This window comes from Nocardia canadensis (assembly GCF_032656385.1).
In the GTDB taxonomy this organism is placed as follows: domain Bacteria; phylum Actinomycetota; class Actinomycetes; order Mycobacteriales; family Mycobacteriaceae; genus Nocardia; species Nocardia canadensis.
Window position 1 is genome coordinate 468,725 of record NZ_JAVCWB010000001.1, and the last position, 12,127, is coordinate 480,851.

The following is a 12,127-nucleotide window of genomic DNA, read 5'->3' on the forward strand; positions in this document are numbered from 1 at the left end:
ACGCTCTGCCGGAGCGCGAATTCGAGCTTCAGCCCGCGTGCAGGTGGCGGGCGGTCGGGGAGGTGGCCACGGTCGCCGGGTCGGGGGCGGTGCCGAGGAGGCGGTCGGCGGTGCCGGAGGTGGTGACGGTGAACCAGTAGTGCTCGTTCTTGTAGTGGTGGTGGCGGTGGTTGCGCCAGATCGCCCGGTAGAGAGCGTGCTTGGGCTTGTAGTCGGTGTGGATGAGGTAGTGCGTCCACTCGTAGAGCAGGCCCAGCGTGGTGATCGTCAGCAGGAAGGTCAGGCCGAGGCCCAGGCGCGGGAACGCCAGCAGGCCGATCGCGACCAGCGCGACGATGGTGAGCGTCAGCGACTTGGGCGGGATGAACACCAGCGGGGTGGCGCGTGGATCGGTGTGGTGCGCACGGTGTTTGCGGGCCAGCTCGCTGTCGATGGTGAGTGGGCCGAGGTGGCGGGGCCGCCAGTGCAGCACCGTCACGTGGATGATCCACTCCGTCAGCGGGAAGGTGCCGATGACGATCAGCGGGACGAGGGCGTCGGTGAACTGCCAGTCCCCGACCGCGATCCGCGCCACCAAGGCGGCGACGAAGACCGTGGCGATCATCCAGGGCGAGGGATGCCGGACGAATTCGCGGGCCATCTCGCTCAGCGAGGCGCTGCGGCGGAGGGCGCGGGGCGCGCCGGATCGGGCGGGGTCGCGGCCCTGCCCGGCCGCGGTGGTGTCGTGCGACGTCGTTGTCGGACGGTCATTCTTCATGGCGATTCCTCGGGTGGATCACGCCCCGTCGAGGGCGTGGATGAGAGCGGTGGTCGCCGGCCCGAGCAGTGCTCGCGCGGATTCGGCGGCCCGTTCCGGCGCGCCCGCGGTGATCGCGGCGGCCAGGTCTCGATACGCGTCACCATTGCCCACCTCGGCGGACATGATCGGCGCGAGCGCCGCCAGCGCGGGTTCGTAGGCGGCGCGAAGCATGGAGTACATCAGCCGGAACGCGATCGAATCGGCCAGCTCGAGGACGTGGTCCCAGAATTCGAGGGCGATGCGCTGCTGTGTGAGCGGGTCCGCCTCGGCGACAAGGGCGTTGACGGATTCGTGGAGCAGGTCGAGCTCGGCGGTGAGCGCGTCGGTGCCGCCCGCGCGGGCTCGCCGGACCCGACCGGCCGCGAGCTCGGCGATCTTCGGACCGTTGTGCAGCCGCGCTTCGAGAATGCTGCGCGCCACGGCGGGATCGATGGTGTCGCCCCGCAGCAGCAGCCGGGGCAGTACTTCCAGCCCCGCGCTGCGTCGATAGTCGAGCACGGTGGTGGCTTCCCCCTGCCGCACCGACACCAGCCCCGCCGCCGCCAATCGCTGCAACGCCTCGCGCACCGCGGGCCGCGAGACCCCCAGCGCCTCGGCCAGCTGCCGCTCACTGGGCAACGTGCTCCCCGCCGCCAGCTCCCCGCCCAGCACTTCGGCGGCGATCTGCTCGAACACATCACCGGATACCGACCGCTTCACGACAGGAGTCCACGCCATGCCTAGATCCTCCACCCAACAGGTCAAGAGGTCAAGTGGTCAGACCAGTTGAATCACGTTGAGGAAACCGCCCGGTCAGCGCGGGGTGGGCAGGAATCAGCTGGGGTCGGAGCCGCGGATGGCGGAGAACCAGGTGAATGTGGCCGCGGCGGCGAGGGTGGCGCCGGCGAAGGCGGGGATGCCACCGGCCATGACGTAGACCCACAGCAGGCCGACGATCGGGGCGGCGACGGCGGGCTGGACATCGAGGACCAGGCGGCGGGCGATCCCGTAGGCGGGTACCTCGGACGCGCGGCTCGGATTGTCGACGAGCTTGCCCGCGGGCTCGGTGTTGCGGACCCGGCCCGACGGGTAGAAGCGCAGCTCACCGGTGCGGATCCGGCGGCCGGTCAACTCCAGCTCGGTCGGCGTCAGCGTGGACAGGCTCGGCTCGTAGAACACCGGCTGCCACACCATCCGATCCCCACTGGTGATCTCCAGCCACGACCTGCTGACCAGCCGATGCTGCTGCCGCACCCGCCGCCCCCCGACCGTGCCCGTCGCGACGAGCCCGGTCGGCAGCACCCCCAACGCCAACCCCAGCTGATAGGTGGTGACCGCGAGAATCACCAGCACGACCACGGCGAGCGCACTCAGCTGATCGAGATCGGCGAACGGCACCAGCGCGGCGAGAACCGCGACGGTGCCGGACGTGACCAGCAGGGGGTAGACGAGTGCGCGCGCCGGGCCGGACACGGTTACTTCACGAAGCCGATCTTGGTGTAGTCGAGGGAGGCCAGGCCCGCCGCGCCGAAGTTGGCGAGGTTGTCACGCACTCCGACATTGCCCGCGGACTGGAACAGCGGCAGCGAATGGCCCTCTTCGAAGACCTTCCGGTCGACCTGGTTGGCCAGTTCCTTGGCCTTGACCGGATCGAGTTCGGAGATGGTCTGTTCGATCAGGGCGTTGAGCTCGGGCGAGCCGATCCGGCCATAGTTGCCCTGGATGTCGTCCGGGTAGTAGCCGTAGATCTGAGTCAGGCTGCTGAGCGGGAACGGGTCACCGGCCCAGAACCACTGCCCCACATCGAAGTTGCCCGGCTGGAGAACATCCGAGAACAGGCCGGCGCCCGGCTTGGTCTCGATGCTCAGCTTGACGCCGATCTGCGCGAGATTCTGCTGGATGATCTGGCCGATCTGGATGTTGGTCGGGTCGTTGTACATGACATCGCGGATCTCGAGCTTGCGCCCGTCCTTCTCACGCACATCGCCGTTGAGTTTCCAGCCGAGGGCGTCGAGCTCGTTGGCCGCCGCCGTCGGGTCGAAACCGAGACTGTTGTCCTGGTAGCCGTCCTGGCCGCTCAGGTAGACGTGATTGTTCAGCGGCTTCGGATCCTGCACGAGGCCGTTCTGGATGGCGGTCGCGATGCCCTGCCGATCGATCGCCTTCGAAATCGCGACGCGCACGCCCTGGTCGGACAGCAGCGAACCCGGTGCGCCGTTGAATGTGAAGTGGCCCCAGCTGTTGCCGGGTGCGCGACGGACCGCCACGCCGGGCGCGTTGCGCACCGACTTCAGGTTGTCGAGGCTGGCGACGCCGACCGCGTCGATCTCGTTGTTCAGCAACGCGGGAACGAAGGCGGCGCTGTCGAGCACGCTGAAGGTGATCGTGTCCAACTTGGGGGTATCGCCCCACCACTTCGGGTTGCGTCCGAGCACCACACGACCCTGCCCGCGGTCGACGGACTGGACGACGAACGGACCGGCCGACAGCCCGAGCGCGTCGACCTGGCTGTTGTTGAACGCCTCCGGAGTCGCTGTGGCGGACTTGGGGAGCAGGAAGGAGTTACCGGCGAACTGGCCTTTCCAATCGGCGTAGTGCTTGTTGAAGGTGATGACGGCCTGCCGGTCGTCGACGCCGCGCTCGACCTTCTCGATCCGATCGAAGCCACTGCTGTTGGCGATCAGGAAGGACTTGTCCTTGCCGCTGAGCGCGTTGGCCTGGGACTGGAAGTCCTCCCAGGTGATCGGCGAACCGTCCGACCAGACCGCCTTGGGGTTGATCGTGTACGTCACCTGCTGCGGCTCGGTGTTGGTCAGAGCGACATCGGTGAAGAAATCGGTGTTGACCGAGAGTTCCGCCGCGGCATTGGTCTTGAACGCGCGCGGCATCACCGGACGCAGAATCGAACCGGTATCACCGTCGTTGCCATCGGTGTGCAGCGAATTCCAGTTCTCCGGCAGCGAAGTGATGGCCAGCCGCAGGTTGCCCCCGTCGCGCAGCTCGCTGACATCCTTCGGATTGATGTCGTTGGTCGTGCCGAGCGAGGCTTGTCCGTCCGCCGCCGGTTCCTCCGAGCTACACCCGACCGCGAGCACACTGACGATGACCAGAGGTATGGCCAGGCGGGTGGTCAATGAACGAATCCGCATGATCCGCTCCTTTCCATATGTTCGCTGCACGAGTGCGGCACTTCGGTGATTACTTGACGAAGCCGACCTTGGTGTAGTCCTCGGACGCCAGTCCCGGCGCACCGTAATTCGCCAGGTTCTCCCGCACCGCGACCGTACCCGCGGACTGCACGATGGGCAGGGAGAAGCCCTCCTCGAAGATCATCCGATCGGCCTTGTTCGCCAGCTCGATGGCCTTTTCGGGGTCGAGCTCGGCGATCACTTCCTCGATCAGGGCGTTCAGCTCGGGCGAACCGATCCGGCCCTTGTTGCTCAGCGGGTTCGCCGGGTCGTAGGCGTAGATCTGCGGCAGCGCACCGAGCGGGAAGATGCTCTTGGACCAGACGAATTGGGCGATATCGAAATTGCCCGGATCGATGACATCGGTGAACAGGCCATTGCCCGGATAGGTCTCGATCGTGAGCTTCACGCCGATCGCCGCGAGATTCTGCTGCGCGATCTGCGCGATCTGCGTCCAGGTGTCCGACTGGTACATCACGTCGCGGATCTCGAGCTTGCGCCCGTCCTTCTCCCGGACGTCACCGTTGAGCTTCCAGCCCAGCTCGTCCAGCATCCGAGCGGCCTCGGCCGGGTCGTAGGACACCGATTGCGCGTTGTCCTGGTAGCCCTTCTGACCGACCAGGAAGAGATGGTTGTTCAGCGGCTTCGGATCGGTCACGATGCCCTGCTGGGTCGCCGTGGCGATGGCTTGTCGGTCGATGCCCTTGCAAATCGCGATCCGCAGCTTCGGGTCGGACAGCAGCGCGCCGGGCGCTCCGTTGAAGGTGAAGTGCGAGAACCGGTTCGCCGATGCCCGTCGGACTTTGATGCCCGGCGTACCGGTCGCGGTCGTGACCTCCTCGATCCCGCTCAGGCCGGTGGCGTCGAGTTCGTTGTTCTGCAGCGCGGTCAAGCGGGCCTCGTCGGCCAGGACGCTGTAGGTGACCGTGTCCAGCTTGGGGGTGTCGCCCCACCATCTCGGGTTGCGGCTGAGCACGATGCGCTGCTGGGCGCGGTCGATCGAGGTGATGATGAACGGTCCCGAGGACAGCGGCATCTCGTTGCGGTACAGATTGTCGAAGGCCTCGGGGGACGAGGTGAGCTGGCGCGGATACAGCGGATTGAACAGGCCCTTCCATTCCGCGTAGTGCTCGGCGAAGGTCACGATCGCTTGCCGGTCGTCGACGCCACGCTCGACCTTCTCGACGCTGCTGTAACCCTGGTCGTGGCTGATCTTGAACGCCGGATCGCGGCCGCTCATCGCGGCGGCCTGCGAGCGCAGATCCTCCCAGGTGATGGGGGATCCGTCCGACCACACGGCCTTCGGGTTGATCGTGTACACGATCTGCTGCGGATCGGTGTTCGTCAGCTGCACGTCGGTGTAGAAGTTGTGGTCGATCGAGAGTTCGCCAGCGGCATCGGCATTGATCGAGCCGGGGAGCGTCCAGCCGGTGACGTCGCTGACCTCGCCGTCGGCGTCGACATGCAGGCTGTTGAACGTTTCCGGGAAGCCGCTCAGCGCCAAACGGAAATTGCCACCGTCGCGGATCGCGTCACGATCTTGCGGGTTGATGTCGTTGACCGCGCCGATCGAACTCGATCCCGACTCCACCGCGGTGTCGGATCCACAGCCACCCAAAACCAGCGTCAACGCGACAGCGGGTGCCGCGACGCGGAAACCGGCGCGACGCAGCCGGGATGCGTAAGTAGCAGTGGTCATTTCGTGAATCCGATCTTCGTGTAGTCATACGATGCCAAGCCCGGTGAACCGATGTTGGCGAGGGTGGTGCGGGCGCCGAAGCTGCCGTCGGACTGCATGAGGGGCAGGGAGTGGCCTTCCTCGAACACCGCGCGGTCCACCTGGTTGGCCAGGTCGATGGACTTCTGCGGGTCGAGTTCGGTGATGGTGCGTTCGATGAGGGCGTTGAGTTCGGGCGAGCCGATGCGGCCGTAGTTGCCCTGCAGGTCGTTGGGGTCGTAGTAGTAGATCTGGCGGATGCTGGCGAGGGGGAACGGGTCGCCCTGGAAGATGAATTGGGCGGCGTCGAAATCGCCGGGCTGGATGACGTCGGTGAAGTAGCCGGCGGAGGGCTTGGTGTCGATGGTCAGGCCGACGCCGATCGCGGCGAGGTTCTGCTGGATGATCTGGGCGATCTGCACCCAGGTCGGGTCGTTGTACATGACGTCGCGGATGACGAGCTTGCGGCCGTCCTTCTCGCGGCCGTCCCCGGTGCGGACCCAGCCCAGCGCGTCGAGTTCCGCGGCCGCGGCCGCGGGATCGAAGCCGAGGCTGTTGTCCTGGTAGCCCTGCTGGCCCTGCAGGAAGATGTGGTTGTTCAACGGCTTCGGGTCCTCGACCAGGCCGTTCTGCAGCGCGGTGACGATGCCCTGCCGGTCGATCGCCTTCGAGATGGCCACCCGGACGGCCGGATCGGCGAGGATCGAGCCCGGCGCGCCGTTGAAGGTGATGTGGCGCCAGCGGTTGCCGGGCGCGCGGCGGACCACCAGGCCCTCGGTGCCGCGCACGGTCTTCACCTCGTCGATGGTGGTCAGGCGGACCAGGTCGAGTTCGTTGTTCTGCAGCGCCTGCACCCAGGCGGTGTGGTCGAGCACGCTGTAGGTGATGGTGTCGAGCACGGGCCGCTCACCCCACCATTTCGGGTTGCGGCCCAGCGTGATCCGGCCCTGGGCGCGGTCGGTGCCGGTGACGATGAACGGGCCCGCGGTGAGACCGATCGCGTCGACCTGGCTGGTGTTGAACGCCTCGGGGGTGCTGGTCACCGACTTCGGGTACAGCGAGCTGTTGCCCGCGAACTGGCCGCGCCAGTCGGCGAAGGGAGTGTTGAAGGTGAGGATCGCCTGCCGGTCGTCGACGCCGCGCTCGACCTTGTCGACGAACTCGAAACCGTTGGTGATGGCGATCAGGTAGCGCTTGTCCCGGCCGCTGAGCGCGTTCGCCTGGGCGGCGATGTCCTCCCAGGTGATCGGGGAACCGTCCGACCACACCGCCTTCGGGTTGATCGTGTACGTCACCCGCATCGGGTCGGTGCCGGTCAGCGCGATGTCGGTGAAGTAGTCGGTGTCGACGGTGAGCTTGCCCGCCGCGTCGATCGTGAACGAGCGCGGCATCATCGGGCGCAGGATGTCGGCGATCTCGCCGTCGTTGCCGTCGTTGGACAGCGTGTTCCAGTTCGCGGGGTAGCTGGTCGTGGCCAGCCGCAGATTCCCGCCCTCGCGCAGCGCGTCGCGCTCCATCGGGTTGATGTCGCTGGTGGTCCCGAGCGCGTCGGTGAGCCCGGTCGCGGACTCGTCGCCGGACCCACAGCCCGCCACGATCATCCCGGCCGCCACCACGACGGCGGCGCAACGCAGCCGGGCGCGACGACGGGCTTGCATTCCTCGGGATCTCATGGCGGGCCTCCTGGCGTGATCAGCCGCTGACGACGGGTTCCGGAACGGCCGCGATCAGCGAGCGGGTGTACTCGTGCCGAGGATCGGCGAAGATCTGTTCGGCCGGGCCGGATTCGACGATCTTGCCGCGCAGCATGACGGCGATGTCGTGGGCGAGATTGCGCACCACCGACAGGTCGTGCGAGACGAACAGATACGACAGTCCCCGCTCGGCCTGCAGGTCACGCAGCAGATTCAGCACACCGGCCTGGATCGACACGTCCAGCGAGGAGACCGGCTCGTCGAGGACGAGCAGCGAGGGGTCGAGGGCCAGGGCGCGGGCGATGCTGATGCGCTGCTTCTGGCCGCCGGAGAAGTCGGCCGGGTAGCGGTCGGCGTGTTCGGGCCGCAGGCCGACCTGGCGCAGCAGCTCGGGCACCCGGCGGTTGACCTCCTCGCGCGAGCGGCCGTCGATGCGCAGCGGCTCGGCCAGCGCGTCGAAGATCGGCAGGCGCGGGTCGAGCGAGGCGCTGGGGTCCTGGAAGACGATCTGCATCTTGCGGCGGATCTCGCGGGTGCGGGCCTTGGTCAGCGTCGCGACGTCGTTGCCGAGCACCTCGATGCTGCCCGACTGCGGCCGCACCAGGTCCATGATCTGGGACAGGGTGGTCGACTTGCCCGAGCCCGATTCACCGACCAGCGCCAGCGTGCGGCCCGCGCGGACGGTGAAACTGATGCCGTCGACCGCGCGGACCTCGCCGGTCTTGCGGCGCAGCACCACCCCGGAGGTGAGCGGGAAGGTCTTCACCAGGTCGGTGACCCGCAGGACCACATCGGACTCGGTGACATCCTGCTGCGGCGGCTCGGCGATCTCCTGGCGGTAGGCGTCGAACAGCTGCGTCGTGCCGATCTCGGCGGTGCGGATGCAGGCGACCGAGTGCCGGGGCGCGACCTTCTCCAGCGGCGGCTCGGCGGCGGTGCAGTCGTCGATCGAGACCGGGCAGCGCGGCGCGAACGAGCAGCCGCGCGGCAGGTCGTGCATGGCGGGCGGCGCGCCGACGATCGGGATCAGCGGGCGGCGCGGCGGGCCGTCCATGCGCGGGATGGACCCGAGCAGGCCCACCGTGTACGGCATCCGGGGGGCGGTGAAAAGCTCCGCGACCGGCGCGGTTTCGACGACCTTGCCCGCGTACATGACCGCGACCCGGTCGGCGATCGTCGCCGCGATGCCCATGTCGTGGGTGATCATGATGACGCCGGCGCCGGTGATGTCGCGCGCCTTGCGCAGCAGGTCGAGGATCTGCCGCTGCACCGTCACGTCGAGCGCGGTGGTCGGCTCGTCGCAGATGATCAGCGCTGGATCATTGGCGATGGCCATGGCGATCACCACGCGCTGGCGCATGCCGCCGGAGAACTCGTGCGGGAACGCCCGCGCCCGCACCCGCGCGTCGGGGATGCCGACGAGTTCGAGCAGTTCGATCGCGCGCTCGGCGGCTTCCTTGCGCTGCATCGTGCCGTGCGCGAGCAGCGCCTCGGCCACCTGGTCGCCCACCCGGTACACCGGCGTCAGCGCTGAGAGCGGGTCCTGGAAGACCATGCTGATCGCGGAGCCGCGCAGTTTCGACATCTGCTTGTCGCCCAGGCCGAGCAGCTCACGGCCGCGAAACCGGATCGACCCTTGCACCCGCGCCTGTTCGGGCAGCAGACCGATCACGGCCAGCGACGACACCGACTTGCCGGACCCGGACTCGCCGACGATGGCCAGCACTTCGCCGTCGGCGACGGTGTAGTTCACCCCGCGCACCGCGTCGACGCGGCCTTCCTCGCCGGGGAAGGAGACCCGCAGATCGGTGACCTCTAGCAGGGGCGCGGTCGATGTGCTCGCGGTCATCGCTTCTCGGCTTTCTTCAACTCCACCTGCGCCTCGTCCTTCTTCTCGGCGACGTCCTTGCGCGCCTTGCGGGCGCCGCGGGCGCCCGGGTCGAAGGCGTCGCGCAGACCGTCGCCGACGAGGTTGGCGCACAGCACGATCGTGACCAGCAGGCCACCGGCGAACAGGAACAGCCACGGATAGGTCAGTGCCGACTTGGTGCCCGTCGCGATCAGCGAACCCAGCGAGACATCGGGCGGCTGCACACCGAAACCGAGGAAGCTCAGCCCGGTTTCGGCGCTGATCGCCGCGCCGACGGCCAGCGTGGTGTCGATGATCAGGATCGAGGCGATGTTCGGGATGATGTGGCTGATGATCACCTTGTGCGTCGGCGCGCCCATATAGCGTGCGGCGCGGACGAATTCGCGATCACGCAGGCTCATTGTCAGGCCGCGGATGATGCGCGCCGCGATCATCCAGCCGAACACGCTGAGCAGGATGATCAGGATGACGATCGAGCCGGACCCCTTGGTGCGCGGGGCGAAGATCGCGATGATGATGAAGGCCGGGACCACCAGCAGCAGGTCGACCAGCCACATGATGGCCCGGTCGGTCCAGCCGCCGAGCAGCCCGGCCACCGCGCCCGCGGTGGAGGCGATGACGCTGGAGAAGATCGCCACGCAGAACCCGATGACCAGCGACTTCTGCAGCCCGCGCATGGTCTGGGCGAGCACGTCCTGGCCGATCTGGGTGGTGCCGAACGGATGCTCGGGGCTCGGCGGCTTCAACAGCGCCTTGTAGTCCATCTCCTGGTAGTCCCAGGGCAGCAGCGGCGGCAGCGCGAAACTGGCGATCAGCAGCAGGAGCAGGATCACCGCGCCGACCACGGCGGGCTTGTTGCGCAGGAAGCGGCGCCAGACCAGCTTGCGGCGACCGGCCGCGGCGGCCTCGGGCGCGCCGACGGCGATGAGTTCGGTTTCGGTCATGAGACACGCACCCTCGGGTCGAGCAGGGCAAGCACGATGTCGGAGAGCAGGCCCGATACCAGGACGACCAGGCCGGCGAAGGTCGCGACCGTGACGACGATGTAGAGGTCCTGGGCGTTGATCCCGTCGACGAACCATTCGCCGACGCCGTGCCAGCCGAAGATCTTCTCCACGAAGGTGGCGCCGGTGATCAGGCCGCCCAGGCTGTAGGCGAACAGCGTGGCCATCGGGATCAGCGCGGTGCGCAGGCCGTGTTTGTAGAGCGCGCGGTTGCGCGAGAGGCCCTTGGCGCGTGCGGTGCGGATGAAATCGCTCTGCAGCACGTCGAGCATGGCGTTGCGCTGGTAGCGGCTGTATCCGGCGGCGGCGCCGAGCACCAGGGCCAGCGTCGGCAGCACCAGATGCTGTGCGCGGTCGACGAATTGGTTCCACAGGCCGACGACCTGCGTCGCCGAGGTCTCGCCGGTGTAGAGGAACACCTGGGTGCCGGTGGCGGTGTTGATCTGCAGCGCGCCGTATTTCAGCAGGGTCGCGAGCAGGAAGATCGGGGTGGAGATGATCAGCAGCGAGACCACCGTCGCGAAGTAGTCGCTGAACTTGTACTGCCGGATCGCGCTCGCCGCGCCGATCAGCACGCCCAGCACGGTACCGATGACCGAACCCAGGATCAGCAGCCGCAGGCTCACCGCGACCCGCCTGCCCAGCTCCTCGCTCACCGGCTGACCGGCCAGCGTCGTCCCGAAATCCCCTTGCACAACGCCGCCGAGCCAGCTGAGATAGCGCTGGGGGATCGGCTCGTCGAGGTGCAGTTGCTCGGCTTTGGCATCGATCACCGACTGCGGCGGGCGCGGATTACGCTGCTCGAGGCTGTCGAGCGGGTTGAACGTGAGTGATGCCAGGCTGAACGTCAGGAACGAGGCCAGCAACAGGAGCACGATGTAGTTGAGCGTGCGCCGCAACAAGAAGCCGGTCATCAGTCCCCTCTGGATCGGGTAATCAGGCCCTGATCATAAGGACAGTCCGCCGTCCCCGCGTGGCGACGTGCGGCAGGATGGAACGGATGACGCCCCTGCACCCGAAACCGAAGCTGGTGGCCACCGACGTCGACGGCACGCTGATCGACGACGCGGACAAGGTCTCGGCCCGCACCAAGGCCGCCGTCGGCGCGCTCGTCGCCGACGGCGTCACCTTCGTGCTCGCGACCGGCAGGCCGCCGCGCTGGATCGATCCGGTGGTCAGCGAACTGGGGTACGCGCCGCTCACGGTGTGCGGGAACGGCGCGGTCATCTACGACAGCGCCACCGATCGGGTGCTGTCCAGCCACACTCTCGATGTGGACACCCTCGGTTGGCTGGCCGAGCTCGCCGAGCACGCGCTGCCGGGCTGTGGGCTGGCCACCGAGCGGGTCGGGGCCAGCGCGCACGACGCGGCCACCCCGCAGTTCGTCAGCTCGCCGACCTACGAGCACGCCTGGCTCAATCCCGACGACACCGTCGTCTCGCACGCCGAGGTCATCGACTCGCCGGCGATCAAGATGCTGATCCGGCTCAGCTCGGCCCGCAGTTCGGACATGCGCGCCGCGCTGGTCCCGCTGGTCGGCGACCGCGCCGAGATCACCTATTCCACCGAGAACGGCCTGATCGAGATCGCCGTGCCGGGGGTGACCAAGGCGTCGGGGCTGGTCGAGGTGGCGCGGCGGGTCGGTATCGACGAGGGGTCGATCGTCGCGTTCGGCGACATGCCCAACGACGTGCCGATGCTGACCATGGCCGGGCACGGCGTCGCTATGGGCAACGCCCATCCCGAGGCCCGCGCCGCCGCCGACGAGGTCACCGGCAGCAATGTCGACCACGGCGTCGCCATGGTGCTCGAACGCTGGTGGAGCTGAGCCGGAATGGAAACAGCCGGTGCCCTCACTCGGAGGCGCACCGGCTGC

General features: G+C 67.8%; 10 protein-coding genes. 1 reads left to right on the forward strand and 9 read right to left on the reverse strand.

Annotated features, from left to right (window positions below):
- Window positions 1-28 precede the first annotated feature (28 nt).
- The 9 genes from Q7X29_RS02130 to Q7X29_RS02170 all read right to left on the reverse strand — a co-directional run bounded on the left by Q7X29_RS02130 (window position 29) and on the right by Q7X29_RS02170 (window position 11,165).
- Window positions 29-640, reverse strand: coding sequence for a sterol desaturase family protein (locus Q7X29_RS02130; RefSeq protein ID WP_218717497.1), 612 nt, complete (start codon window positions 638-640; stop codon window positions 29-31).
- Window positions 641-775: 135 nt separating this feature from the next.
- Window positions 776-1,516 (reverse strand): FadR/GntR family transcriptional regulator, encoded by a 741-nt coding sequence (locus Q7X29_RS02135; protein WP_218717482.1) that lies wholly within the window; start codon window positions 1,514-1,516, stop codon window positions 776-778.
- 96 nt (window positions 1,517-1,612) lie between these two features.
- A complete protein-coding gene (locus Q7X29_RS02140) occupies window positions 1,613-2,251 on the reverse strand; it encodes a hypothetical protein (RefSeq protein ID WP_394358647.1) in 639 nt (212 codons plus the stop codon).
- A gap of 2 nt (window positions 2,252-2,253) precedes the next feature.
- Complete coding sequence (locus Q7X29_RS02145; protein ID WP_316573139.1) at window positions 2,254-3,927, reverse strand: ABC transporter family substrate-binding protein; 1,674 nt, start codon at window positions 3,925-3,927, stop codon at window positions 2,254-2,256.
- A 49-nt stretch (window positions 3,928-3,976) separates the two neighbouring features.
- A complete protein-coding gene (locus tag Q7X29_RS02150) occupies window positions 3,977-5,665 on the reverse strand; it encodes an ABC transporter family substrate-binding protein (RefSeq protein WP_316573140.1) in 1,689 nt (562 codons plus the stop codon).
- Window positions 5,662-7,356: an ABC transporter family substrate-binding protein gene (locus Q7X29_RS02155; RefSeq protein WP_255587428.1), complete on the reverse strand. Its 1,695-nt coding sequence runs from the start codon at window positions 7,354-7,356 to the stop codon at window positions 5,662-5,664. The genes Q7X29_RS02150 and Q7X29_RS02155 overlap by 4 nt, the downstream gene beginning before the upstream one ends.
- A 19-nt stretch (window positions 7,357-7,375) precedes the next feature.
- Window positions 7,376-9,226, reverse strand: a complete 1,851-nt coding sequence (locus Q7X29_RS02160; protein WP_316573141.1) for an ABC transporter ATP-binding protein — start codon at window positions 9,224-9,226, stop codon at window positions 7,376-7,378.
- Window positions 9,223-10,191 carry an ABC transporter permease gene (locus tag Q7X29_RS02165; RefSeq protein ID WP_218717486.1) on the reverse strand — a complete coding sequence of 323 codons (969 nt, stop codon included), beginning with the start codon at window positions 10,189-10,191 and terminating at the stop codon, window positions 9,223-9,225. The genes Q7X29_RS02160 and Q7X29_RS02165 overlap by 4 nt, the downstream gene beginning before the upstream one ends.
- Window positions 10,188-11,165 carry an ABC transporter permease gene (locus Q7X29_RS02170; protein ID WP_218717487.1) on the reverse strand — a complete coding sequence of 326 codons (978 nt, stop codon included), beginning with the start codon at window positions 11,163-11,165 and terminating at the stop codon, window positions 10,188-10,190. Before Q7X29_RS02170 ends, Q7X29_RS02165 begins: the two co-directional genes overlap by 4 nt.
- Window positions 11,166-11,251: 86 nt before the next feature.
- Here Q7X29_RS02170 and Q7X29_RS02175 point away from each other — a divergent pair, with 86 nt between their 5' ends.
- Window positions 11,252-12,079: an HAD family hydrolase gene (locus Q7X29_RS02175; protein ID WP_218717488.1), complete on the forward strand. Its 828-nt coding sequence runs from the start codon at window positions 11,252-11,254 to the stop codon at window positions 12,077-12,079.
- Window positions 12,080-12,127 lie beyond the last annotated feature (48 nt).